Annotated in this window: 25 protein-coding genes and 1 pseudogene; 24 read left to right on the forward strand and 2 right to left on the reverse strand. The window is 71.7% G+C overall.

Going from position 1 to position 23,196, the window contains the following annotated elements:
• Positions 1-115: 115 nt before the first annotated feature.
• On the forward strand, positions 116-967 hold the full coding sequence (locus K338_RS0103670) for a prephenate dehydratase (RefSeq protein WP_022916828.1): 852 nt from the start codon (positions 116-118) through the stop codon (positions 965-967).
• Between the two features lie 89 nt (positions 968-1,056).
• Positions 1,057-1,290, forward strand: a complete 234-nt coding sequence (locus K338_RS0103675; RefSeq protein ID WP_022916829.1) for a hypothetical protein — start codon at positions 1,057-1,059, stop codon at positions 1,288-1,290.
• 76 nt (positions 1,291-1,366) lie between these two features.
• On the opposite strand, the gene K338_RS0103680 is transcribed toward K338_RS0103675, so the two are convergent.
• On the reverse strand, positions 1,367-2,623 hold the full coding sequence (locus K338_RS0103680; protein ID WP_022916830.1) for a CehA/McbA family metallohydrolase: 1,257 nt from the start codon (positions 2,621-2,623) through the stop codon (positions 1,367-1,369).
• A 130-nt stretch (positions 2,624-2,753) separates the two neighbouring features.
• Here K338_RS0103680 and smc point away from each other — a divergent pair, with 130 nt between their 5' ends.
• The 3 genes from smc to ftsY all read left to right on the forward strand — a co-directional run bounded on the left by smc (position 2,754) and on the right by ftsY (position 7,961).
• The gene (gene smc, locus K338_RS0103685) at positions 2,754-6,305 is read left to right on the forward strand and encodes a chromosome segregation protein SMC (RefSeq protein ID WP_027286395.1); all 3,552 of its coding nucleotides are present in this window, start codon (positions 2,754-2,756) and stop codon (positions 6,303-6,305) included.
• 106 nt (positions 6,306-6,411) lie between these two features.
• Positions 6,412-6,705, forward strand: a complete 294-nt coding sequence (locus K338_RS0103690) for a hypothetical protein (RefSeq protein WP_022916832.1) — start codon at positions 6,412-6,414, stop codon at positions 6,703-6,705.
• A gap of 44 nt (positions 6,706-6,749) precedes the next feature.
• A complete protein-coding gene (gene ftsY / locus K338_RS0103695; RefSeq protein WP_022916833.1) occupies positions 6,750-7,961 on the forward strand; it encodes a signal recognition particle-docking protein FtsY in 1,212 nt (403 codons plus the stop codon).
• Positions 7,962-7,989: 28 nt separating this feature from the next.
• Here ftsY and K338_RS0103700 read toward each other — a convergent pair whose 3' ends face one another.
• Entirely contained in the window at positions 7,990-8,751 is a 762-nt protein-coding gene (locus K338_RS0103700; protein ID WP_169579512.1) for a hypothetical protein, read from the reverse strand.
• 25 nt (positions 8,752-8,776) lie between these two features.
• Here K338_RS0103700 and K338_RS25940 point away from each other — a divergent pair.
• From K338_RS25940 to K338_RS0103795, 19 genes and pseudogenes are all read left to right on the forward strand, one after another.
• Positions 8,777-8,851: pseudogene (locus K338_RS25940) on the forward strand (P-II family nitrogen regulator); the annotation flags it as partial.
• 203 nt (positions 8,852-9,054) lie between these two features.
• On the forward strand, positions 9,055-10,650 hold the full coding sequence (gene ffh, locus K338_RS0103710; RefSeq protein WP_022916836.1) for a signal recognition particle protein: 1,596 nt from the start codon (positions 9,055-9,057) through the stop codon (positions 10,648-10,650).
• A gap of 4 nt (positions 10,651-10,654) precedes the next feature.
• The gene (locus K338_RS20310; RefSeq protein WP_022916837.1) at positions 10,655-11,788 is read left to right on the forward strand and encodes an amidohydrolase family protein; all 1,134 of its coding nucleotides are present in this window, start codon (positions 10,655-10,657) and stop codon (positions 11,786-11,788) included.
• A 194-nt stretch (positions 11,789-11,982) separates the two neighbouring features.
• The gene (locus K338_RS0103720; RefSeq protein ID WP_022916838.1) at positions 11,983-12,342 is read left to right on the forward strand and encodes a GntR family transcriptional regulator; all 360 of its coding nucleotides are present in this window, start codon (positions 11,983-11,985) and stop codon (positions 12,340-12,342) included.
• Complete coding sequence (locus tag K338_RS0103725) at positions 12,339-13,244, forward strand: ATP-binding cassette domain-containing protein (RefSeq protein ID WP_022916839.1); 906 nt, start codon at positions 12,339-12,341, stop codon at positions 13,242-13,244. The genes K338_RS0103720 and K338_RS0103725 overlap by 4 nt, the downstream gene beginning before the upstream one ends.
• The gene (locus tag K338_RS0103730) at positions 13,241-14,035 is read left to right on the forward strand and encodes a hypothetical protein (RefSeq protein WP_022916840.1); all 795 of its coding nucleotides are present in this window, start codon (positions 13,241-13,243) and stop codon (positions 14,033-14,035) included. Before K338_RS0103725 ends, K338_RS0103730 begins: the two co-directional genes overlap by 4 nt.
• Positions 14,036-14,037: 2 nt before the next feature.
• A complete protein-coding gene (locus tag K338_RS0103735) occupies positions 14,038-14,955 on the forward strand; it encodes an ABC transporter ATP-binding protein (protein ID WP_022916841.1) in 918 nt (305 codons plus the stop codon).
• Complete coding sequence (locus tag K338_RS0103740; RefSeq protein ID WP_022916842.1) at positions 14,952-15,722, forward strand: ABC transporter permease; 771 nt, start codon at positions 14,952-14,954, stop codon at positions 15,720-15,722. Before K338_RS0103735 ends, K338_RS0103740 begins: the two co-directional genes overlap by 4 nt.
• 100 nt (positions 15,723-15,822) lie before the next feature.
• Complete coding sequence (locus tag K338_RS25945; RefSeq protein ID WP_022916843.1) at positions 15,823-16,770, forward strand: hypothetical protein; 948 nt, start codon at positions 15,823-15,825, stop codon at positions 16,768-16,770.
• On the forward strand, positions 16,767-17,018 hold the full coding sequence (locus tag K338_RS20315; protein WP_022916844.1) for a sulfurtransferase TusA family protein: 252 nt from the start codon (positions 16,767-16,769) through the stop codon (positions 17,016-17,018). The genes K338_RS25945 and K338_RS20315 overlap by 4 nt, the downstream gene beginning before the upstream one ends.
• Positions 17,019-17,358: 340 nt before the next feature.
• Entirely contained in the window at positions 17,359-17,862 is a 504-nt protein-coding gene (rpsP, locus tag K338_RS20320) for a 30S ribosomal protein S16 (protein ID WP_022916845.1), read from the forward strand.
• Entirely contained in the window at positions 17,862-18,101 is a 240-nt protein-coding gene (locus K338_RS0103760; protein WP_027286397.1) for an RNA-binding protein, read from the forward strand. Before rpsP ends, K338_RS0103760 begins: the two co-directional genes overlap by 1 nt.
• 86 nt (positions 18,102-18,187) lie before the next feature.
• The gene (gene rimM / locus K338_RS20325) at positions 18,188-18,739 is read left to right on the forward strand and encodes a ribosome maturation factor RimM (protein WP_022916847.1); all 552 of its coding nucleotides are present in this window, start codon (positions 18,188-18,190) and stop codon (positions 18,737-18,739) included.
• Positions 18,736-19,992, forward strand: coding sequence for a tRNA (guanosine(37)-N1)-methyltransferase TrmD (gene trmD / locus K338_RS26550; protein WP_022916848.1), 1,257 nt, complete (start codon positions 18,736-18,738; stop codon positions 19,990-19,992). The genes rimM and trmD overlap by 4 nt, the downstream gene beginning before the upstream one ends.
• Positions 19,993-20,161: 169 nt before the next feature.
• Positions 20,162-20,518 carry a 50S ribosomal protein L19 gene (gene rplS, locus K338_RS0103775; RefSeq protein WP_022916849.1) on the forward strand — a complete coding sequence of 119 codons (357 nt, stop codon included), beginning with the start codon at positions 20,162-20,164 and terminating at the stop codon, positions 20,516-20,518.
• A 76-nt stretch (positions 20,519-20,594) separates the two neighbouring features.
• Positions 20,595-21,422, forward strand: a complete 828-nt coding sequence (gene lepB / locus K338_RS20330; protein WP_022916850.1) for a signal peptidase I — start codon at positions 20,595-20,597, stop codon at positions 21,420-21,422.
• Positions 21,419-22,219, forward strand: a complete 801-nt coding sequence (locus K338_RS20335; RefSeq protein WP_022916851.1) for a ribonuclease HII — start codon at positions 21,419-21,421, stop codon at positions 22,217-22,219. The genes lepB and K338_RS20335 overlap by 4 nt, the downstream gene beginning before the upstream one ends.
• 88 nt (positions 22,220-22,307) lie before the next feature.
• Entirely contained in the window at positions 22,308-22,613 is a 306-nt protein-coding gene (locus K338_RS0103790; RefSeq protein WP_022916852.1) for a DUF2469 domain-containing protein, read from the forward strand.
• A gap of 210 nt (positions 22,614-22,823) precedes the next feature.
• Entirely contained in the window at positions 22,824-23,180 is a 357-nt protein-coding gene (locus K338_RS0103795; protein WP_022916853.1) for a YraN family protein, read from the forward strand.
• Positions 23,181-23,196 lie beyond the last annotated feature (16 nt).

The raw sequence follows: 23,196 nt of genomic DNA on the forward strand, positions 1-23,196 counted from the left end.
CACCCACCACCCCACCCACCTCTCGCGAACGCTCGCTCGTGCGGCCGGCAACCGCTTTCCGGCCGCACGAGCGAGCATTCGCGAACCAGGGGAGGCAGCGTGGGAAGATGCACAGGTGACACGACGCATCGCCTACCAGGGAGAGCCCGGCGCGAACTCGGACATCGTCTGCCGGCAGCACTATCCAGACTGGGAGCCGCTGCCGCGGGCGTCCTTCGAGGACGTGTTCGCCGCAGTGGCCAGCGGTGAGGCACAGCTCGCGCTGCTGCCGATCGACAACTCGCTGGCCGGCCGCGTGGCCGACATCCACCACTTCCTGCCCACCTCCGAGCTGCACATCATCGCCGAGCACTTCCTGCGCATCCGGTTCGTGCTGATGGCTGTGCCCGGGGCGAGCCTGGAGGAGATCACCACCGTCCGGTCGCATGTGCACGCGCTCGGGCAGTGCCGCCAGGTGATCCGCGACCTGGACCTGACCCCGGTCGTCGCCGGTGACACTGCGGGAGCGGCCCGCGAGGTCGCCGAGCTCGCCGACCGCCAGCAGGCTGCGATCGCCCCACCCCTGGCCGCGGAGATCTACGGGCTGGAGATCCTGGCCACCGACGTCGAGGACGCCGAGCACAACACCACCCGGTTCGTCACCCTGTCCCCGGAGGAACGCCGCGCACCCTCCGGTGTGGGCCCGGTGGTGACCACTTTCGTGTTCAAGGTGCGCAACCTGCCCGCGGCGCTGTACAAGGCGCTCGGCGGGTTCGCCACCAACGGGGTGAACATGACCAAGCTGGAGAGCTACATGGTCGGCGGCGAGTTCGTCGCCACCATGTTCCTCGCCGAGGTGGACGGCCACCCGGACGACCTGCCGCTGAAACGCGCACTGGAAGAGCTGGAGTTCTTCACCACCGAGCTCACCGTGCTCGGCGTCTACCCGGCGGACGGCTACCGGCTGGAGTCCGGCTCCCCAGTGTGAGTAGGGCGGCTGCCAACCGCGCCTGCGGGCGCAGTAGCGCATCGGCCGGTGCGGGGCCAAGATGGGAACCCCCGACGACAGGAGGAACGATGAGCACACGGCCCGGTCCGGACTCCTGGAACGACACCGGACTCGTCGACGAGCCCGACGAGGAACCGGTCAACCTGGTACAGGAGTCCGAGGACACCGAACCTCGAGACCGCGGTGAGGACTACCAGCCCCTGACTGCCCGGCCCGACCGGGACGGTCACGCCGACGAGGCGGACGTGGCCGACCAGGCCGTCGTCGTCCCCGAGGAGGACGACGACGAGGAAGACCTCTGAACCCAGGACACCTCGACCAGCCCCGCCCGGACCCGTGCCGGGCGGGGCTGGTCCACGTGACAAGGGTCCCGACAGGTCAGCGACAGACGGCCAGCACCCGCCGGACCGGATCCTGCAGGTGGTACGGGCCCCGACCCCAGTGGCCGGCGACCCGCTCCTGATCACCCCGGATGCGCCGTCGAACGCCATCGGCGTCCACCAGCACCGCCCCCGCTGCGGCCAGTGCGAGCAGGTCGCCCTCGTGCCGCACCAGGAGCGGCGTACCCAGCGGGTCCGGGCTGGCGTCCGGACGCACACCCAGGCTGATCGCCGTACGTCCGGCCCGCATCCCCGCCAGGATCGCCTCCGGTGAGGGCTCCTCCGCTGCCACCCAGGTGGTCGGGGTGCCGAGCGTCCACCCGCTGCCCGGGGTGTGGAAGTCTGAGCCGCCGATGAGTGCGGTGGCCTCGCTTCCGGGCAGGTGCTCCAGCAGCTGCCAGAACGCCCAGGGGGCCGTCGCGGTCAGGTCGCGGAACCAGGAGATGTGCCACAGCTCCACTGCGTGCGGGGCGCGGTCCAGACGGTGCTGCCAGGCGCAGTCGACCTCCACCGGGTGGCTCAGCGCCAGCAGCCCACCACGCTGTTCCACCTGGTCCAACCAGTGCTGCCCGGGCTGGCGGAAGTCCACCCAGCCGATGTCGCCGTAGGCGCAGGCGTGCCCGCGTGCCGTGGTGATCTCCTGACCGGGCAGCACCATCACGCCGTGCCGCGCGGCCGGACCGCGCAGCAGGCGGTGGTGGCTGGTGGTGTTGTGGTCGGTGATCGCGACGAAGTCCAGTCCGGAGGTCGCCGCCCGGGCGATCAGCTGGTCGATGCTCTCCGTACCGTCGGAGTGCACGGTGTGCGCGTGCAGGTCGCCGGCATACCAGGTCAGGCCCGCCTCGGCAGGAATGCCGCGCGTGTGCCCGCGTACGGTCTCGGCCACCGGCGCCCGGGCCTCGACCTCCACCTCACCGGCTCCGTCCAGCTCGACCTCCAGCTGCACCTGCACCCCCTCGAGCGGCAGCTGGTGCAGGCCGAGCACCACCTGCCAGGTGCCGGGTTCCAGACCGGGCAGGAAGCCTGGGGTCGCCTCCTCCGGGCGCACCACGAACCGGCGCCTGGCCCCACCTGCCCAGCCGCACCACCGGGAGGGCGCCATGCAGCCCAGGTCGATCACCGCCGTCGGGTCGGCCACCTGCAGCCGCACCTCGATGCTGCCAGCACCCGCAGGAACCTCGAACGGCACCTCGAGGTAGCGCTCGCGGATCTGATCGTCAACGCTGAGCCGCCGGTCGAACCGCGCAGGTGTCATCGACCCTACCCGACCAGGTGTCCGGGCGAGAGTCAATGGTCTGCTGGTGCGAGCACGTGCCGGTGAGCACGGTGCCAGCCCGTGCCCGAGGTCCGTGAACGGGCGCACCGGAGCCGCTAGCCTGGGCACCGTGCACCTGAAAACGCTGACGCTGCGCGGCTTCAAGTCGTTCGCGTCCGCGACCACGCTCAGCCTGGAGCCGGGCATCACCTGCGTGGTGGGACCGAACGGGTCCGGCAAGTCCAACGTGGTGGACGCGCTCGCCTGGGTGATGGGGGAGCAGGGCGCAAAGTCCTTGCGCGGTGGCGCGATGGCGGACGTGATCTTCGCCGGCACCTCCTCGCGGCCGCCGCTGGGCCGGGCCGAGGTGTCGCTGACCATCGACAACGCTGACGGTGCCCTGCCGATCGAGTACTCCGAGGTCACCATCTCCCGCACCCTGTTTCGCAACGGCGGCTCGGAGTACGCCATCAACGGCGCCGCCTGCCGTCTGCTGGACATCCAGGACCTGCTCTCGGACTCCGGGCTCGGCCGGGAGATGCACGTGATCGTCGGCCAGGGGCGGCTGGACTCGGTACTGTCCGCAACACCTGAGGACCGGCGCGGCTTCATCGAGGAGGCGGCCGGGATCCTCAAGCACCGCAAGCGCAAGGACAAGGCGCTGCGCAAGCTGGAGGCCACGGCCGCGAACCTGGCCCGGCTCACCGACCTGACCAGCGAGATCCGCCGCCAGCTCGGCCCGCTGGCCAAGCAAGCCGATGTCGCCCGCCGCGCCCAGGTGGTGCAGATCGACCTGCGTGACGCCCGGGCCCGGCTGCTCGCCGACGACCTGGTGCAGCTCACCTCTTCCCTCGCCCAGGAGATCGCCGACGAGACCGCGCTGCGCGAGGAGCGCGCCACGGTGGAGGCCGCCCAGGCCGAGGCCCGGGAACGACTCACCCGGGTGGAGACCGACGCGGCAGCGGCCGCACCGGCACTGCGTGAGGCCAGCGAGATGTGGTACCGGCTGTCCTCCCTGGCCGAACGCCTGCGCGGCACGCACACCCTGGCCGCAGAACGCTGCCGCCTGCTGGGCACGCCCACCACCGAGGACACCTCCGGTCGCGACCCGGCCGACCTGGACGCCCAGGCCGCCCGCGCCCGGGAGGCGGAGGCCGAGCTGTCCACCGAGGCGGAGAAGGCCCGCGCCGACCTGGAGGCGATGGTCACCGAACGCACCCACACCGAGCAGCGCGCCGCGGAGGCCGAACGTGCACTGGCTGCGGTGCACCGCGGCGTGGCCGACCGGCGCGAGGGGCTGGCACGCCTCACCGGGCAGGTGGCCGCGATGCGCTCCAAGGTGGAGGCCAGCGAGGCGGAGCTGGACCGGCTACGCCGCAACCTGACCGGAGCCCTGGAACGTGCCGAGGCCGCCGAGGCCGAGTTCGTCGCCCTGGAGCAGCAGGCGGTCGGCGCCCAGGAAGGTGAAGAAGGCCTGGACGAGGCCCACGAGCGCGCCCTGGCGGTCCTGGAGGAGGCGAGTGCCGCCGTCACCGACCTCACCGAGACAGAACGGGACGCCGAAGCGGACAAGACCACCTGGACCGCCCGGCTGGACGCCTTGCAGATGTCGCTGGCACGCAAGGACGGGACCGGTGCGCTGCTGTCCGCCGAGCTGCCTGGTGTGCTCGGCTCCGTGGCGGACCTGCTCACCGTGGAGTCCGGCTACGAGAACGCGATCGCCGCGGCGCTCGGCCACCTCGCCGATGCTGCCGCCGCCGAGTCCGTGGACGTGGCCGTGGACGCGTTGCGGCACGTGCGCGAGGCCGACGCCGGTCAGGCCCGGGTGCTGATCGCCACCGACCAGGCGGCACCGCAGCGCCGGGACGCACCGGAGGGCGGCCGGTGGGCCGCCGAGCTGGTCCGCCCGGACGAGCAGGTGGCCGCCACCATCACCGGACTGCTCGCCGACGTCGTCGTGGTGGAGGACCTGCACGCGGCCCGCCAGCTGTGCGCGGGCGACCCAGACCTGGTCGCGGTCACCACCGACGGCGATGTGCTCGGCACCACCCAGGCTCGGGGCGGCGCTGCTGGCGGTCCTAGCGTGCTCGAGCTGCACGCCGCCCGGGACGAGGCCGAGACCAAGCTCGCCGACGCTCTGGCCCGCATCGAACGCACCCGGTTCGCGATCGGGCCCGCCCGCGAGGCGGTGCAGGCCGCCCAGGCGGAGGTGGACTCCACCCTGGAGGCGCTGCACGCTTCGGACGCCAACCTCGCCGCAGTGGCCGACAAGCTCGGCCAGCACGGGTCGGCGATGCGCGCCGCCCGCGCCGAGGCGGACCGCATCCGGCCGGCGATCGAGCAGACCGAGCAGACCGTCCAGACCCGTGCCGCCGAGCTGGCTGAGCTCACCCAGCGGCTGGAGACCGTTCAGCAGGAGCCCGAGGACGAGGGGGTGGACCTGGAGCAGGCCACCGCCGAACGCGACACCCGCGCCGCGGCCGCTACCGCCGCTCGCGCCAAGGAGACCGACGCCCGGCTGGTGCTGCGCACGGTGGAGGAGCGGCTGAAGGCCATCACCGGCCGTGCCGACTCCCTGGAACGGGCCGCGCAGGCGGAACGCCGTGCCCGCGAGGTCGCCGCCGAGCGGGCCCGCCGCCGCGCAGCCCAGGCACAGGTCGCCGCAGCGGTGCGGGACGGTGCCGAGCGCGCCCTGACGGCCATCGAGGGCTCCCTGGCCCAGGCGGAGCGCCGCCGCCAGGCCGCCGAGGCCGAACGCGACGCCCGGGAGGAAGAGCTCACCGAGCTGCGCACCGCGCTGGACGAACTGTCCGCCAAGCACGCCGAGCTCACCGATGTGGTGCACCGGGACGAGGTGGCTCGGGCCCAGCAGAAGCTGCGGGTGGAACAGCTGGAGCAGCGCGCCATCGACGAGCTAGGGCTGGAGGTGGACGTGCTCACCGCCGAGTACGGTCCCGACCAGCTGGTGCCTCAGGTGCCGCCGCCCGGTTCGGAGGAGGACCCGGGTCCACCGCGACCGTACGTGCGCGCCGAGCAGGAGAAGCGGCTGCGCGCGGCCGAACGGGCCCTGAAGCTGCTCGGCAAGGTCAACCCGCTCGCCCTGGAGGAGCACGCCGCTCTGGAGGAACGTCACCAGTTCCTCTCCGAACAGCTGGCCGACCTGAAGAAGACCCGGGCAGACCTGCTGGACATCGTCGCCGAGATCGACGAACGGGTGCAGCAGGTGTTCACCGAGGCCTATCACGACACCGCGGCCCAGTTCGAGCAGGTGTTCGCGCGGCTGTTCCCGGGCGGTGAGGGCCGACTGGTGCTCACCGATCCCGAGGACATGCTCACCACCGGTATCGAGGTGGAGGCCCGCCCGCCGGGGAAGAAGGTGAAGCGGCTCTCGCTGCTCTCCGGAGGGGAACGGTCGTTGACCGCGGTGGCGCTGCTGGTCGCGATCTTCAAGGCCCGGCCCAGTCCGTTCTACGTGATGGACGAGGTCGAGGCCGCCCTGGACGACGTGAACCTGGGCCGGCTGCTGGAGATCTTCCGCGAGCTGCGCGAGGACTCTCAGCTGATCGTCGTCACCCACCAGAAGCGCACGATGGAGGTCGCCGATGCGCTCTACGGGGTGACCATGCGCGGTGACGGCGTCACCACCGTGATCTCCCAGCGGCTGGCAGAAGAGGCGGTCTGAGCAGGCGCTGGGGCCGCAGCGGACTGTGGCTGATCTCATTCCCGACGGCGGGTCTCACGTCGGCGTGTCGGGTCGCGATCCGTAGGGGGCGGGCGAGAATAGGCACATGACCGGCCCCTTCGTCGCTGTGCTCGCGGCCATGGTCGCCGCCTGCAGCCTGCTGCTCGCGCTGGTACGCCGGCACGTGCCGGCGGAAGGTCTGCTGCCCTGGCTCCGGGAGTCCTACCGCTCGGTGCGGGCCGAGCACGGCGAGCAGGCTCAGGCCCCGCTGAGCTCCGCCGTCGACGAGGGGTCCACGGCTCATGTGGCCGACCTGCTGGAGATGGGTGAGGACGGCCCCGCCTACCACCGTCCGCCGGACCTGCTCGAGCGCTTCGGGCGCCGCCGCAGCAGCCGCTGAGCACGATTCGCATCACCGCCTGGGCGTAGGCCACACTGGAGCACGTGCTCGAGAACCTCTGGCTGTACCTGGTCATCGCCGCCGTCATCCTGGTCGGCGGAATCTCCGCGCTGGTCTCCACCCGTCGACGGCGTGGCGGCACGGACACGCTCGACGAGGCGCCCCCTCGTCCGGCTGCGCCGCCGCCGGCCGGCGAGGAGGACGGGGGCGGTGTCACGACCGCGGCACCACCGGGCCCAACAGCCCCGGCCGCACCAGGGGAGGAGGCACCGGCCACCGCTAGCCCGGTGGAGACCGCCCCGGCGGTGGAGCAGCCGGAGTCCGCCGCCGGCCGGATGGTGCGGCTGCGCGCTCGGCTGGCCCGCTCCGGTGCGCTCGGTGCCACGCTGCTGAACCTGCTCTCCCGCGGCGACCTGACCGAGTCGGACTGGGAGGAGATCGAGGAGACCCTGCTGCTCGCGGACGTCGGCGCGGGCCCCACCGACGAGCTGATGGAGGCGCTGCGCACCAAGGTGAAGGTGCTCGGCACCTCCGACCCCGCACAGGTGCGAGCGATGGTGCGCGAGGAGCTGCTCACCTTGGTGAACCCGGAGCTGGACCGGCGTCTGGCCGCCAGCCCAGTGGTCGGCGACGACGGCGAACCCCACCCGGCCACCATCCTCATGGTCGGGGTGAACGGCACCGGCAAGACCACCACGGTGGGCAAGCTCGCCCGGCTGCTGGTGGCCGAGGACCGGGACGTGCTCCTCGGTGCCGCGGACACCTTCCGCGCGGCGGCCGCCGACCAGCTGGCCACCTGGGGGCAACGGGTCGGGGTCGAGGTGGTGCGCTCCGAGCGGGAGGGTGCCGACCCAGCCTCGGTGGCCTTCGACGCGGTCAAGACCGGCCGGGAGTCGGGTGTGGACGTGGTGATCGTGGACACCGCCGGGCGGTTGCAGAACAAGGCCGGTCTGATGGACCAGCTCGGCAAGATCCGCCGGGTCGTCTCCCGCGGGGCCCCGGTCTCGGAGGTGCTGCTGGTGCTGGACGCTACCACCGGGCAGAACGGCATGCGCCAGGCGCAGGTGTTCGCCGAGGCGGTAGAGATCACCGGCATCGTGCTCACCAAGCTCGATGGCACCGCCAAGGGCGGCATCGTCGTCTCCGTACAGCGTGAGCTGGGGGTTCCGGTGAAGTTCGTCGGACTGGGGGAGGGGCCGGACGACCTCGCCCCGTTCGACCCGGAGGCGTTCGTGGACGCGCTGCTGGAGAGCTGAACCGAGCCGGCGCGGCTGCCGGCTGTGCTCAGCGACCCCGGGGGCTGGGCGCCGGCAGCGGCGTGCCGTAGGGCAGACCGAGCGCCAGGTTGCGCTGGTTCGCGAGCAGCTCGAGCAGCCGTACCGGGTCGATCTCCAGCACGCCGATCGGGATCGAGACGGTTTCGTCCCGGAGCACCTCTCTGCGCACCACCAGGTGCAGCTGCTGGCGGTCGATGTACGCCGCGGCGAGGTCCCGCCAGGCCACGGTGCGGTGTGGCCGCGTCCGGGTGATGCCCTCGGGGCCGATCGTGAGCGTCGCACCACCGATGCGGTAGCGCACCCAGAACAGCAGGGCGCCCAGGGCGATCACCACGCAGCCGCCGATGAGCATCTCCACGTCCCGTTCGGTCCCGGCAACCAGTGCGACCAACCCGCCGAGGAGCACCATCACCGTGGCGAGGACCGGGATCAGTACCCGGGTCCAGGCCCGCTGGCTGCTCATGTGGATCCGGCCGCCGCGGTGCACGGCGCCCGGTGGGAAGCCGTCCAGCTGCCCGCGGGTTCGCTGCTCGGCGTGGTCGGCTCGCTCTGCCGCGGGCATCGTCCGGCGCGCCCAGACCAGCCCGGTCACGCCGAGCAGCAGCAGCCCGGCCGCGACCACCGCCGCCGGCACGGCGATCTGCCCGGAGTAGCTCCACCGGCGCAGCGTGGCGCCGAGCAGGACGATGCCGATCGTGGCGAGCGCCACGGCGAGGGTCCCGACGACGCGTCGTCGCCGGGTCCGAGGTGCACGGTGCAGATGGGGCATCGGCGTAGCCTACCCAGGCCGGCGACTGACGGTCAGCGAAGCGAGCGGGTATGGCCAGCAGAAGGGTCATACCGAGGTCTACCGGGGTGCGGAGTACGCGGCGCGCCGTGGTCCGAGCCCTATGGAGCTGCTGCGCTCCGGACCGACCCAAGTCCCGCTCTGGGAAGGTCTCGACCGGGTCGGTGTGGTGACCGGCTGGATCCCGGAGCGGGCGGGCCTGGTGCACACCCTGACGGCCAGCACCCTGGCGTGGTGCAGATATCCTGGGCGGAGCACCTGACCGACTGCCTGAGGATTCTCCCAGTGTTCGCCAGCCTCTCTGATCGACTCTCGGCCACGTTCAAGTCCCTGCGGGGCAAGGGCCGGCTGTCCGAGTCCGACATCGAGACCACGGTCTCCCAGATCCGGCGCGCGCTGCTGGATGCGGACGTCGCCGTGCCCGCCGTGCGGGCATTCACCGCCGCCGTGCGCGAGCGCGCTTCCTCGGTGGAGGTGTCCCAGGCGCTGAACCCGGCCCAGCAGATCGTCAAGATCGTGCACGAGCAGCTGGTCGAGATCCTCGGCGGCGACTCCCGGGCGCTCACCTTTGCCAAGCACCCGCCCACGGTGATCCTGCTCGCCGGTCTGCAGGGTGCCGGTAAGACCACGTTGGCCGGCAAGCTCGGTGCCTGGCTGAAGGAGCAGGGGCACACCCCGCTGCTGGTGGCTGCCGACCTGCAGCGCCCGAACGCGGTCACCCAGCTGCAAGTGGTCGGCGAGCGGGCCGGGGTGCCGGTCTGGGCGCCGGAGCCTGGTAACGGGGTCGGTGACCCGGTGGCCACGGCGCGCTCCGGGGTGGACCGGGCTCGCGAGCAGTACCACGACGTGGTGGTGGTGGACACCGCCGGCCGTCTCGGTGTGGACGCGGAGATGATGCAGCAGGCGATCGACATCCGGGACGCGGTCAGCCCGGACGAGATCCTGTTCGTCGTCGACGCGATGATCGGTCAGGACGCGGTCACCACAGCGCAGGCGTTCGCCGAGGGGGTCGGCTTCACCGGGGTGGTGCTGTCCAAGCTCGACGGCGATGCTCGCGGTGGTGCGGCCCTCTCCATCCGTACGGTCACCGGGGCACCGGTGCTGTTCGCCTCCACCGGGGAGAAGCTCGCCGACTTCGAGCGGTTCCACCCGGACCGGATGGCCTCCCGCATCCTGGACATGGGCGACATGCTCACGCTGATCGAGCAGGCGGAGAAGGCGTTCGACGAGGACCAGGCCGCTGACATCGCCAACAAGATCGCCGGCGACGGGGACCTCACCCTGCAGGACTTCCTGCAGCAGATGCAGCAGATGAAGAAGCTCGGCCCGATGAAGAAGATGCTCGAGATGCTGCCCGGGATGGGGCAGATGCGCGAGGAGCTGGAGAACTTCGACGAGTCCGAGGTCACCCGCATCGAGGCGATGGTGCAGTCGATGACGCCCGCCGAGCGGACCAACCCGAAGATCATCAACGGTTCCCGGCGCTCCCGCATCGCCCGTGGTTCGGGCACCACGGTCAGCGAGATCAACGGGCTGCTGGAGCGGTTCGAGCAGGCGAAGACGATGATGCGCTCGATGGCCCGCGGCGGCGGCGGGATGCCCGGGATGGGCGGGATGCCCGGGATGGCTGGCCTGCCCGGGATGGGGGCGATGCCCGGCAGCGGGAAGAAGTCCAAGGGGCGGATGGCGCCGCCGAAGAAGAAGAAGGGCAAGTCCGGCAATCCGGCCAAGCGCGCCCAGCAGGAGCGGGAGGCCGCGGAGCGGGCCGCCCGGGCTGCGAAGGCGCCGAGCGGTTCCTCCTTCGGGCTGTCCGGTCATGAGGACGTGGACCCGGCGTCGCTGAACCTGCCGGCTGGGTTCGAGAAGTTCCTCGGCCGCTGAGCTGATGGTCGCCGCTGCCACGTGGCACCTCACCGGGTGCGTGCTGGCTGATGTGGCGGCTCCTGCTGGCGGGGCCGAGCCGGGTGGCAGCGTGCAGGAGCTGCCCGAGGTGTGGGTGCACCAGGGCCGGTTCACGTTCACCGACCCGGGCCTGGACGCGCACGAGCTGACCGGGTACGTGCTGCCCGGCCTGGTGGACGTGCACTGCCACATCGGCCTGGGCACCCAGGGGGCGGTGGACCAGGACACGTCCCTGGCGCAGGCTCGCGCCGACCTGGAAGCCGGCACCCTGCTGGTGCGCGATGCCGGATCCCCGGCGGACACCCGCTGGCTGGAAGGGCGCAGCGACGCGCCCACGATCCTGCGCGCCGGGCACCACCTGGCCCGCCCGAAGCGGTACCTGCGCTACTACGCCCGCGAGCTGGACGACGTCGCCGATCTGCCCGAGGCGATGGCCGAGGAGGCAGGTCGCGGCGACGGCTGGGTGAAGATCGTCGGCGACTGGATCGACCGCGCGCGGGGCGCTGACAGCGTGCTCGAGCCGCTCTGGCCGCTCGAGCAGGTGCGCGCCGGGGTGGCTGCCGCGCACGAGCACGGCGCCCGGGTCACCGTGCACACCTTCGAGACCGAGACCTCTGGGCAGATGCTCCAGGCGGGGGTGGACTGTATCGAGCACGGCACGGGGATGACCGCCGCGCAGATCGAGCAGGCCGCCGCAGCCAGGGTGCCGGTGGTGCCCACGCTGCTGCAGGTCGCCCGGTTCGATGCGATCGCCGACCAGGGCGCCGTGAAGTTCCCGCAGTACGCCGCGCAGATGCGCACCATGCACGCTCGCCGCTACCAGCAGGTGCGGGACTTCTACGAGGCCGGGGTGCCGCTGCTGCTCGGTACCGACGCTGGCGGCACGATCCCGCACGGCAAGCTGGCCGCCGAGGCGGCCGAGCTGGTCCGTGCCGGGGTGCCGGTGGCCGAGGTGGTCGCCGCTGCGAGCTGGCGGGCCAGGGACTATCTCGGTGTACCCGGCATCGCCGAGGGTGCAGCTGCGGACCTGGTCGTGTACACCGAGGATCCGCGGGAGAACATCGGCGTGCTCGCCCACCCGGCGGCAGTGCTACGCGCCGGCGTGCGCGTGCGCTGAGCCCTGCGGCGGCCCACCACCCGGCACCGTGCGCCGGCGATGCCTGCTGCGCCGAGGCGATACCCGAGAGCACGTCCGGGCGCAGCAGGTATCGCCTGGATCGATTCACGACGGCGGGGCGTGCGGGGGCTGTTGACGCTCGCCTGGTTCTATGGTTCATTAGTCCAGTAATGAACCAGTGAACGGAGGTCGGCATGTTCGACGGGCGCGACCCGATCTACGTGCAGATCGCTGACCAGATCAAGGCCGACGTCATCGCTGGCCGGCTCCGCGAAGGGGACCAGGTCATGTCCACCACCCAGTACGCGCAGACCTACCGGATCAACCCGGCCACTGCGGCGAAAGCGTTCGCCGAGCTCGTCGACGACCAGGTGCTCTACAAGCGCCGGGGGGTCGGCATGTTCGTGGCTGACGGCGCCACGACGCGGCTGCGCGGCAGCGGTCGCAAGGAGTTCTTCACCGACCGCCTCGACCCCGTCCTCGCCGAGGCTCGCGACCTGGGCATCAGCGTCGCGGACATCCTCGCCCACATCCACGCCACGGAGGAACGATGACCACCCCGACCGCCAGCCCGCCGGAGGTCCGGCTGCGGCAGGTGACCGCCAGCTATGGCTCCACCACGGCCCTGGACACCGTCGACGTGACGTTCCCGGCGGGGGCGATCACCGGTCTGCTCGGCCGGAACGGCTCCGGCAAGACCACCATGCTCTCCCTGGTCGCCTCGTTGCGCCGGCCGAACGCCGGAGCGGTGCTCGTCGACGGACAGGACCCGTTCGAGGACGAGGCACTGATGGAGCAGGTCTGCCTGATCCGGGAGTCCGGAGACGTGCTGGAGGACGAGAAGGTCGCCGTCAACCTGCGCTACGCCGCGGACTCCCGGCCCACCTGGGACGCGGAGCTCGCCGGGCGGGTGATGGAGACCTTCCAGATCGATCCGACGAAGACCGTCCGTCGACTCTCCCGCGGGCAGCGTTCGGCGTTCGGCACCGTGCTCGGCCTCGCCTCCCGGGCGCCGGTGACCATGCTCGACGAGGTCTACCTCGGCATGGACGCTCCGTCCCGGTACGCCTTCTACGACCTGCTGCTGGAGGACTACCTCGCCCACCCGCGCACCATCATCCTCTCCAGCCACCTGATCGTGGAGATCGAGAACCTGCTCGAGCACGTCGTCATCCTCGACCGTGGCCGGGTGCTGGTCGCCGAGGAGGCGGAGGACCTGCGCACCCAGGGGCTGCAGGTCACCGGTCGAGGCGCGGACCTGGACGCGTTGCTGCCGACGCTGGCCGGTGTCACCGTGCTGGCCACCCGCACGCTCGGGCCGACCCGCCAGGCCACTCTCACCGGCCAGCCCGAGCTGCTCCGGGCCGCCGAGTCCGAGCTGCGCGCGGCCGGGATGGAGATAGGCGGAATCGACCTGCAAGACCTGTTCGTCCACCTCACCGGGAGGGCTGCATGAGCTCCGACGCCACCACTCAGGCTGCGCTGAGCGGCACGGTCAGCGGTGCTGGCCGCTGGTTCGGACGTCCGAACCCGCACCGGCCGCAGTGGCGCCGCACGCTGCGCTGGCTGCTCGGCATGCAGGCCTACCTCGGGCTCTGGTTCTGGGCCATCATCCTGCTGCTCGAGGTGATCGCGGTGACCATCGCTGCCCAGCTCGGGCCGGTGCAGGTCTCGATGTTCCAGTTCGCCACCCACGGTGCGCTCTGGTTCCCGTTCTCGATGATGATCATCATCTCCGCGGCGACGATCACCACGCACGTGGCCCAGGGCCGCACCCGCCGCTCGTTCATCCAGGCCAGCCTGGTCACCGCGCTCGTCGTGGCGATCGTCTACGGCGCCATCATGACGGCGGGACTCGCCCTGGAAGGGGTGGTCTACGACGCGTTCGGGTGGACCCAGGCCCACGTCTCCGAAGCGGTCGCCGGTGCCGAGCCGTCCGTGCCCTGGCGGGAGCCGGTCGCCCTGACCCTGCTCACCTACACCACCCGCACCGGTGGCGGCGCGATCGCCGGGCTGCTGGTCGGGGTCACCTACTACCGGTACCGGGCCTGGCGCGGCACCGCCCTGCTCCTGGTCACCGCCCTGCCGGCGCTCGCCGCACAGGAGTCGATCAGCGGGCTGCTGCGCGAACAGGTCCACAACGAGCTGCTGGTCACCAGCCTGGTGTCGCTCGTCCTGATCGTCCTCGGCGCGTTCGCCTACCACCTGCTCACCCGTGCCCTGCCCATCAACCTGCCTAGGAGCTGATCATGCCTGTCCTCGAAGCCCGCCACCTGCGCAAGGCCTACGGCAGCACGCTCGCCGTCGACGATGTCAGCCTGACCCTCGAGGAGGGGCAGATCGTTGCCGTCCTCGGACCCAACGGGGCCGGCAAGACCACCACGGTGGAGATGATCGCCGGGCTGCGTCAGGCCGACGCCGGCACCGTGCGCGTCCTCGGTCTGGATCCGCAGGCCGACCCGCACGCGGTACGGGAACAGCTCGGTATGCAGCTGCAGGCCGCCCGGCTGCCGGGGCGGATCACGGTGGCCGAGGCCGTGCAGCTGTACGCGTCGTTCTACACCGACCCTGCCGACCCGGCCGAGCTGCTCGAGCTGCTCGGCCTGACCGGCAAGGTCGACACGAAGTTCAAGGACCTCTCCGGTGGGCAGCAGCAACGTCTGTCCATCGCCCTGGCCCTGGTCGGCCGCCCGAAGATCGCCATCCTGGACGAGCTCACCACCGGGCTGGACCCGCACGCCCGCCGGGAGGTGTGGCAGCTGATCGAGTCCGTACGCGGCTCGGGCGTGAGCATCCTGCTGGTCACCCACTTCATGGAGGAGGCCGAACGGCTCGCGGACCGCGTGGTGATCGTCGACGAGGGACGTGTGGTAGCCCAGGGCAGCCCCACTGAGCTGACCGCCCGGGCAGAGGGTGACTACGCCTTCCAGATGCAGTTCGCCGAGCAGCTACCGGCCGAGCTGGTCGAGTCGCTGCGCAGGCTGCCGGAGGTCACCGACCTGACGATCGGTGACCACGGCTGCACGGTGACCGGGCTGCCCATGGCGCTGCCCGCCGTCGTCGGCCGGCTCGGCGCGGCCGACCGTGTCCCGACCGACATCCACACCATGACCCGCTCGCTGGAGGACGTGTTCGTCCAGCTGACCTCGGAGGTACCCGTACCATGACCGTCCTGTCCCCACTGTCCCGCGGTACCGGTGCGCTGGTGCGCAACGAGACCCGGTTGTTCCTGCGCGACGGTGGCTCCCTGTTCTTCGCGCTCGTGTTCCCCGCAGTCCTGCTGATCGGCGTCGGGCTCGCGATTCCCGGGATGGACGAGCGCATCCCAGCAGGCGCTGGCGCGGGCCTACCGATGATCGCGTTCATGATCCCCCCGGTGCTCGCTGCCGCAGTGGCCACCCCCTCGCTGTCCACTGTGCCCGCCACGATCGCCGCGTACCGCGAGCAAGGTGTGCTCACCCGGCTGTCCACCACGCCGATGCGTCCGGCCGGCGTGCTGGTCGCCCAGCTGGTGGTCGGTGTGGCGGCCTTCCTGGTGGCCACGGTGCTGGCACTGGCCGTGGGGGCGCTGGTGTTCACCATCCCGGTGCCGCAGCAGCCTCTCCTGGTGGTTGTCGCGGTGCTTCTCGGTGCGGTCGCGATGTTCTCGGTCGGGATGATCATCGCTGCGCGGGCCACGAAGGCTGCCACGGCGCAGGGGGTCGGCATGCTGGTCTACTTCCCGATGCTGTTCTTCGCCGGGCTGTGGACCCCCGGACCGGTGATGCCGGACGCGGTCGCGGCAGTGGCCACCTGGACCCCGCTCGGCGCCGCGAGCCAGGCGATCTCAGCCGGCTGGCTCGGTGGTGGCACCCCGTGGCTGCAGCTCGCGGTGCTGGTCGGCTACACCGTGATCGGGATCGCGATCTCCGCACGGGTCTTCCGCTGGAGCTGAGTCGCCCGGCCCGCCGACCCCCGCTGCGCGGGGGACTACCGCCCGCGCCGCCGACCCGGTATTTTATAACAGAGGGTTGTGAATAAAAGGAGGTAGGTCGGTGAGCGAGTCGATCGGGCACCTCGGCGTGCGGGACGGCGCCCGGGTGCAGACGCTGCAGGTCGTGGTCAAGGAAGAGACGCCGTTCCTGCCGAAGGTCGCGTTCGTGCTGATCTCGCTGGCCTCCCTCGGTGGGGCGGTCTTCACCGGCCTGGGGCTCGGTGTCGCCCCCGCCGGTCTGGGGCTGCGGTGGCTGACGTTGTGGTCCCTGGCGCTGGCGGGCGGATTCCTCCTCTGGCGGCTGGTCTACCTGCGCAGCACCGAGCCCGGGGTGGACCAGTCGCGGCTGGAGGCGCTGAACCACACCGCACTGGCCCGTGCGGACCGGGTAGCGCGCATGGTCGCGGTGCTCGTGCTCGCCGGTGCGGCCGGTGCGTTCGTGGTGCCGCACCTGGACGGGGCGCCGCTGCAGCGCGGCCTGCTGGTGGCCGGGTCCGTGCTGCTGGCCGGGCTGCTGGCCCTCGGCGTGCAGCGGCGAACGGTGGCGGCAGCGGCCCTGACCGTCGTCGCGCTGCTCCTGCTCGGCTGGGCGATCACCGACGCCGGAACCGGCTGGCCCCTGCTGCTGCGGGCGCTGCACCTGACCGCCTTCGCACTCTGGCTGGGCGGCGCGCTCTGGAACATCGCAGTGGCGATGCCGGCCGGGCGGCAGCACGCGAACGTGCCGGCCGTGCTGGCCGGTGCCAAGCAGCTGGACCGGTTCCGCTGGGTGGTGCGGTTCGCGCTGCCCACGATCATCGTCACCGGGCTGGTGATGGCCGGGGCGTTCCGTGCCTTGCCACTGGACTGGTGGACGTCCTTCCCCGGTGTGCTGATCCCGCTCAAGGTGCTCGCGATCGTCGCGCTGGTGGTGGTGTTCATCACCTGTCCGCTGTTCCGGCACTGCTCGCCGGTACAGGGCGTGTGCAACGTCGATGACCTGGACCGCTCGGAGAGGACGGAGCCGTGACTGGTGAGCGGGTGCTGCTGGACAACCGCCGCACCCCGTGCGCCGTCGGGCTGATCCGCGCGGACGAGACGATCGGCGACCTGGCGCCGGGCACGGTGCTGGAGATCTGGAGCAAGGACCGGTTCGCGCCGATGGAGATCCCGCTGTGGGCCGAACGTGACGGCCACCGGGTGCACCTGCGTGGCCGTGCCGGATGGTGGCCGCTGCGCTACTTCGTCTTCGAGGTCACCAGGGGCGCACGTGGGTGACGGCGCTCGCGACGGGTGCCCCGGGCTGCCCGGAGCACCTCGGCCCACTCCGACGGCCAGGTCATGTTCGCTGGATCCCCGGTGGCCCGATCGGCGGGACGTCGATCCGCCAGCCGGACCATAGCCACCGGCGTCGGGCGTCTGCGCACCCAACGTGTCCGAGCGCACGTCCGGTGCGGGTTGGGGTCGCAGGCCCGGACCTGGCATACTGTGCTGCTGTACTCAGCCCAGGCGGGACCCTCTCACCTGCCGGGACTGGACCCAGGACGCCGCCGGTGCCACACCCCACCAGGTCTCGCGCGCGTGTCCACCCCGAACAAGCTCAGGAGTGTCCACCACAGTGGCAGTCAAGATCCGTCTCAAGCGCCTCGGCAAGATCCGGGCGCCGTACTACCGAGTTGTCGTCGCTGACTCGCGCACCAAGCGTGACGGTCGCGTGATCGAGGAGATCGGCAAGTACCACCCCACCGAGGAGCCCTCGCTCATCGACATCGACGGCGAGCGCGCCCGGTACTGGCTGGGCGTCGGCGCCCAGCCGAGCGACCAGGTCCTCGCCCTGCTGAAGGTGACCGGCGACTGGCAGGCTCATCTGGGCCTCGACGGCGCCGAGGGCACCCTCAAGCGCAAGGAGACCGCCGAGGACGCTGCCGCGGAGGCGATCAAGGCCGCCGAGGCCGACGCCGAGCTGCGCAAGGCCAAGGCCGCCGAGGCCAAGGCTGCTGCGGAGGCAGAGGCTGCCACGGAGGAGGCTGACGAGGGCGCCGCTGGCGAGACCGAGTCCACGGACACCGAGGCTGCTGCCGAGGAGACCGAGGACGCCGAGTCGAGCGAAAAGTCTGAATGATGCTCGCCGACGCGCTGGAGCACCTGGTCCGTGGCATCGTCGACCATCCGGACGACGTGCAGATCCGGTCCAAGTCGCTGCGCCGCGGTGACCTGCTCGAGGTCCGGGTCAACCCCAGCGACCTCGGTCGGGTGATCGGCCGCTCCGGCCGCACCGCTCGGGCGCTGCGGACCGTGGTCGGTGCACTGGCCACCGACGGCCCGGTGCGCGTGGACGTGGTGGACGTCGACCGGCGCTGACCGGCGAGAACGATGAGTCGAGCGCAGGTCCGCTCCCGCGGGAGCGGACCTGCGCTCGGTTCGTCCCAGAGACCCAGGGGGAACAGGTGAACCAGCCCAGCGGTGACGAGGAGGTCTACCTGCGCGTGGCCACCATCGGCGCGCCGCGCGGACTGGCCGGGCAGGTGCGCCTGCGGCTGCACACCGACGACCCACGTACCCGGCTGGCCACCGGGACGCTGCTGAGCACCGAGCCGGCCGCCGTCGGGCCGCTGCAGGTGGCCAGCATCCGGCAGGTGCAGCAGCACTGGTACGCCACCTTCGCCGGCATCACCGACCGGACCGGCGCCGAAGCGCTGCGCGGTGTGGTGCTGCTCGCCGCACCGGACGAGAGCGAGCCGGAGGCCTGGTACCCGCACCAGCTGGCCGGGCTACGCGCCGAACGCGCCGACGGCACCCTGCTGGGCAGCATCGACGGCGTGCAGCACCTGCCCGCCCAGGACGCCCTGGTGCTGCACGAGGTCGGCGGTCAGCGCACCCTGGTGCCGTTCGTCACCGCGATCGTTCCGGTGGTGGACGTCCCGGGCGGCCGGGTGGTGCTCGACCCGCCGACCGGGCTGCTCGCCAGCGACCCTGACGAGCGCGGCGGGCAGCGATGACCGGCCGGATCGACGTCGTCACGATCTTCCCTGGCTACCTCGCCCCGCTCGAGCTCAGCCTGGTCGGCAAGGCCCGCGCCGCCGGGCTGCTCACCGTGGACGTGCACGACCTGCGGGACTGGACCACAGACGCCCACCGCACCGTGGACGACACCCCGTTCGGCGGCGGTGCCGGGATGGTGATGCGTCCGGACGTGTGGGGCCGCGCGCTGGACGAGGTGCTCGCCGCCGGCGCGGACGCCAGCCGCACCGTGCTCGTGCCCACCCCCGCCGGAGAACCCTTCACCCAGGCGATGGCCGAGGAGCTCGCCCTGCTGCTGTGCGCCGGCGGCCAGCTGGCCCTTGCCTGCGGACGCTACGAGGGCATCGACGCCCGCGTCGCCGAGCACTACCAGGGCACCGGTGAGGTCACCGTGCGGGAGGTGTCCATCGGCGACTACGTGCTGAACGGCGGAGAGGTCGCCGCCCTGGTGATCATCGAGGCGGTCGCCCGGCTGCTGCCCGGGGTGATCGGCAACCCGGACTCCCTGGTGGAGGAGTCGCACGGCTCCGCCGGGCTGCTGGAGTACCCGGTGTACACCAAACCCCCGGGCTGGCGCGGGCTGGACGTGCCCGAGGTGCTGCTCTCCGGCGACCACGGCCGTATCGCCCGCTGGCGCCGCCGCCGCGCCGTGGACCGCACCGCCGCCCGCCGCCCCGACCTGATCGACGCCCTCGGCCCGGCGCAGGTGCGCCCCGCCCGTGCTGCGGACGCCGAGGCGCTGGCCGAGGTGGCGGGCCGCACCTTCCCGCTGGCCTGCCCGGCCTCGGTGCCCGCAGCGGACGCCGCCGCGTTCGTGGCCGAGCAGCTGAGTGCGGAGATGTTCCGCCGCTACCTGCGCGACCGTCGCCGGCACGTGCTGGTGGCCGAGCTGGCCGGCGCCATCGTCGGGTACACGATGCTGGCGGTCGGTGCGCCGGAGGACGAGCAGGTGCGCGCCGCTGCCCCCGGCGCGGGTGCTGAGCTGAGCAAGTGCTACACGCTCGAGGGCTTCCACGGCCGCGGGGTGTCCGGGGCACTGCTGGCCGAGACGCTCGACCTGGCCGCACGGCTCCGGGTGGACACGCTGTGGCTCGGGGTGAACCAGGCGAACGAGCGCGCCCAGCGGTTCTACCGCAAGCACGGCTTCCAGCGGGTGGGGGAGCGTACCTTCACCGTGGGCTCGCGCACCGAGCACGACTACGTGATGGCGCGCACACTCGTCCGCCCCTGATTTCACCGGCCCGCACCGGTGTGGCAGACTGGGCCAGTCATGCCGGGCGCTCACCGCCTCTGCCACAGGGGAGCGGGATCTACAGCCCAGGCCTGACCCTCGACTCGAAGGCGGCGCACGCCGCCCGGACTAGCGCGGGTGACCTGTGGCAGCCGTGGGAAGGTACACGATGAACATCCTGGACAACGTCGACGCCGCTTCGCTGCGTGAGGACATCCCGGACTTCCGGCCCGGTGACACTGTGAAGGTGCACGTGAAGGTCATCGAGGGCAACCGGTCCCGGATCCAGATCTTCCAGGGTGTCGTCCTGGCCCGCTCCGGCGGTGGCGTGCGCGAGACCTTCACGGTCCGCAAGGCCTCCTTCGGTGTCGGTGTGGAGCGTACCTTCCCGCTGCACTCGCCCACCGTGGACCACATCGAGGTCGCCAGCCGGGGCGTGGTCCGCCGCGCCAAGCTCTACTACCTGCGCGACCGGCACGGCAAGGCTGCCAAGATCCGCGAGCGCCGCGAGACCGCCGCGAAGTGATCACCGGCTCGGGACCGCCGGTCCCGAGCCGCACGAGCACACTGGGCGTGAGCCCGCGCGAGGAGGACGGGGTGACATGGCGGCTGGCGACGAGCACGAGGACAGCCAGTCCGCCAGTGCTCGTGCGGACGACGTGAGCGAGCAGACGGGCCGGGCCCGTTCGGAGGACGCCGCCGCACCCGGCTCCTCGACACCAGAGGCCGGCGAGGCGACCAGCGCGTCGGCCAGCGCGAAGAACCGCCGCCGGCGGCACCCGATCCGCGCGTTCCTGCGAGAGAGCGTGATCGTGGTGGTCTGCGCGCTGGTGCTCTCCCTGGTCATCAAGACATTCCTCGCCCAGGCCTTCTACATCCCGAGCGTCTCGATGGAACCGACCCTGATGGTCGGGGACCGGCTCGTGGTGAACAAGCTGGTGCCGCAGGTGATGGACATCGACCGCGGTGATGTGGTGGTCTTCCTCGACCCCGGCGGCTGGCTGGACACCCCACCGCACGAGCTGAACGCTGCCGAGCAGGTGCTCACCTGGATCGGGCTGCTGCCCGAGCACGCCGACGAGCACGTGATCAAGCGGGTGATCGGCACCGGCGGCGACCATGTGGTCTGCTGCACCGCCGAAGGGCTGATCACCGTGAACGGGGAACCGATCGAGGAACCGTATCTCGTGCCCGGTGCAGTTCCGAGCGAGAGACCGTTCGACGTCACCGTGCCGGAGAGCCACCTGTTCGTGCTCGGCGACAACCGGCCGCGCTCCGCAGACTCCCGGGCACATGCCGGCGCAGTGGGCCGCGGGTTCGTCCCGGTGCGTAATGTGGTGGGCAGAGCATTCGTCATCACCTGGCCACTGGACCGCATCACATGGCTGAGCAACCCCACCGAGACCTTCGCCGACGTCCCCGACCCGTGAGACCGCCCACCCGCGCGCTGGAGCGTGAGCTGCTCGCTGCCGGGCACTCGCTCGTGGCCGGGATGGACGAGGTCGGTCGCGGGGCCCTGGCCGGGCCGGTGAGCGTCGGTGCCGTTGTCGTGGACGCGACCACCGGGCGGATGCCGGCCGGGCTGCGGGACTCCAAGCTGCTCACGCCGGAGGTGCGGCAGAAGCTGCAGGCACCGATCCGTCGCTGGTGCGTCGGTGGTGCGGTGGGGCACGCCGAGCCGGCCGAGATCGACCGGCTGGGCATCATCGCCGCCCTGCGGCTCGCCGGTACCCGTGCGCTGACCGCGCTCTCCGAGAACGGTCTGCTGCCGCCGGTGGTCATCCTGGACGGCTCCCACGACTGGCTCACCGCTCCCGGGTCGACGACGGCGCCGGGCCTGTTCGAAGGACCGTTGCCACCCGTGGTGCGTACGCAGGTCAAGGCCGACCTGCGGTGTGCAGTCGTGGCCGCCGCGAGCGTGCTCGCCAAGTGCGAGCGGGACGCGATGATGGTCGCCCGGCACGAGGACTACCCGGTCTTCGGCTGGGCGCAGAACAAGGGCTACTCCGCTCCGGACCACCTCGCCGCACTGCGTGAGCACGGCCCGTGCGAGCTGCACCGGCGCAGCTGGTCGTTGCCCACCGGTGCACCGGAGGAGCTGGACGAACCCGACGAGCATCCGGCACTGCTGCAGGAGGCTGGGGACGTGCTGGCCCAGGGGAGCACCGAGCTGGTGCTGGGCGAGCTGGAGGTCGGGGTCGCCGACGGCGGCACCGGTCGGCACTGACCCACCGGGCCCGGTGCGCCGGTCTGTCTCTGCCGCCGAGCCGGCCGACCTGCGACCCGCACCTGGCGCTGCGGTGCATCATGGAGGGGTGAGTAGTGAGGACCTGGAGAACTACGAGACCGACATGGAGCTCGCGCTGTACCGCGAGTACCGCGACGTGGTCAGCCTGTTCTCCTACGTGGTGGAGACCGAGCGGCGCTTCTACCTGGCCAACCACGTGGACCTGCAGGTGCGCTCGGCCGGCGGAGAGGTGTTCTTCGAGCTCACCCTGGCGGACGCGTGGGTGTGGGACGTCTACCGCTCCGCACGGTTCGTGAAGTCGGTCCGGGTGGTGACGTTCAAGGACGTGAACGTCGAGGAGCTGGCCAAGCCGGAGCTCGACCTGCCCAGCTGACGCACCTGTCCCAGCTGACGCACGTGGCCCGACCCGACTGACGCAGCCGGCCGCCAACTGCGGCCGGCCGGGCTGCGGCCGAGCGGACGAGCCGGGACGGTCCCCACGGCGGATGGGCTCCGCCGTCGTGCCCCGGTTTCCACAGGGGGCCCTACCCGCTCCGACGAGCCGTGCGCGCACTGCCGCAGGATCACCACAGGAGGTGATCCGATGGCCGCCAAGGACGACCTCGGTCGCACCGGGGAAGAGCTTGCCCGCCGCTGGTTGGAACGTCGTGGCTGCACGGTGCTGGACCGCAACTGGCGCTGCCGGACCGGGGAGATCGACCTGGTCGCCCAGGACGGTGACGATCTCGTCGTCGTGGAGGTGAAGACCCGGCGCAGCCTGCGCACCGGCCACCCGGCCGAGGCGGTGACCCCGCGCAAGCTCGCCCGGCTGCGGCTGCTCGCGGGGCTGTGGCTGGCCGAGCACGAGGTACGAGCTGCCGGGTTGCGGGTGGACGTGGTCGCCGTCTGGCTGCCCCGCGGTGGCCCGGCCAGGATCGACCATCGGCAGGGGGTGGCCTGAGGTGACCGGTCAGCCG

Source organism: Ruania albidiflava DSM 18029, assembly GCF_000421225.1.
GTDB lineage: Bacteria > Actinomycetota > Actinomycetes > Actinomycetales > Beutenbergiaceae > Ruania > Ruania albidiflava.

Coding starts and splice junctions, on each gene's coding strand:
- K338_RS0103675 (WP_022916829.1), top strand. CDS start 1,057: ATGAGCACACGGCCCGGTCCGGACTCCTGGAACGACACCGGACTCGTC.
- K338_RS0103680 (WP_022916830.1), bottom strand. CDS start 2,623: ATGACACCTGCGCGGTTCGACCGGCGGCTCAGCGTTGACGATCAGATC.
- K338_RS0103690 (WP_022916832.1), top strand. CDS start 6,412: ATGACCGGCCCCTTCGTCGCTGTGCTCGCGGCCATGGTCGCCGCCTGC.
- K338_RS0103700 (WP_169579512.1), bottom strand. CDS start 8,751: ATGCCCCATCTGCACCGTGCACCTCGGACCCGGCGACGACGCGTCGTC.
- K338_RS20310 (WP_022916837.1), top strand. CDS start 10,655: ATGGTCGCCGCTGCCACGTGGCACCTCACCGGGTGCGTGCTGGCTGAT.
- K338_RS0103720 (WP_022916838.1), top strand. CDS start 11,983: ATGTTCGACGGGCGCGACCCGATCTACGTGCAGATCGCTGACCAGATC.
- K338_RS0103725 (WP_022916839.1), top strand. CDS start 12,339: ATGACCACCCCGACCGCCAGCCCGCCGGAGGTCCGGCTGCGGCAGGTG.
- K338_RS0103730 (WP_022916840.1), top strand. CDS start 13,241: ATGAGCTCCGACGCCACCACTCAGGCTGCGCTGAGCGGCACGGTCAGC.
- K338_RS0103735 (WP_022916841.1), top strand. CDS start 14,038: ATGCCTGTCCTCGAAGCCCGCCACCTGCGCAAGGCCTACGGCAGCACG.
- K338_RS0103740 (WP_022916842.1), top strand. CDS start 14,952: ATGACCGTCCTGTCCCCACTGTCCCGCGGTACCGGTGCGCTGGTGCGC.
- K338_RS0103760 (WP_027286397.1), top strand. CDS start 17,862: ATGCTCGCCGACGCGCTGGAGCACCTGGTCCGTGGCATCGTCGACCAT.
- trmD (WP_022916848.1), top strand. CDS start 18,736: ATGACCGGCCGGATCGACGTCGTCACGATCTTCCCTGGCTACCTCGCC.
- rplS (WP_022916849.1), top strand. CDS start 20,162: ATGAACATCCTGGACAACGTCGACGCCGCTTCGCTGCGTGAGGACATC.
- lepB (WP_022916850.1), top strand. CDS start 20,595: ATGGCGGCTGGCGACGAGCACGAGGACAGCCAGTCCGCCAGTGCTCGT.
- K338_RS0103795 (WP_022916853.1), top strand. CDS start 22,824: ATGGCCGCCAAGGACGACCTCGGTCGCACCGGGGAAGAGCTTGCCCGC.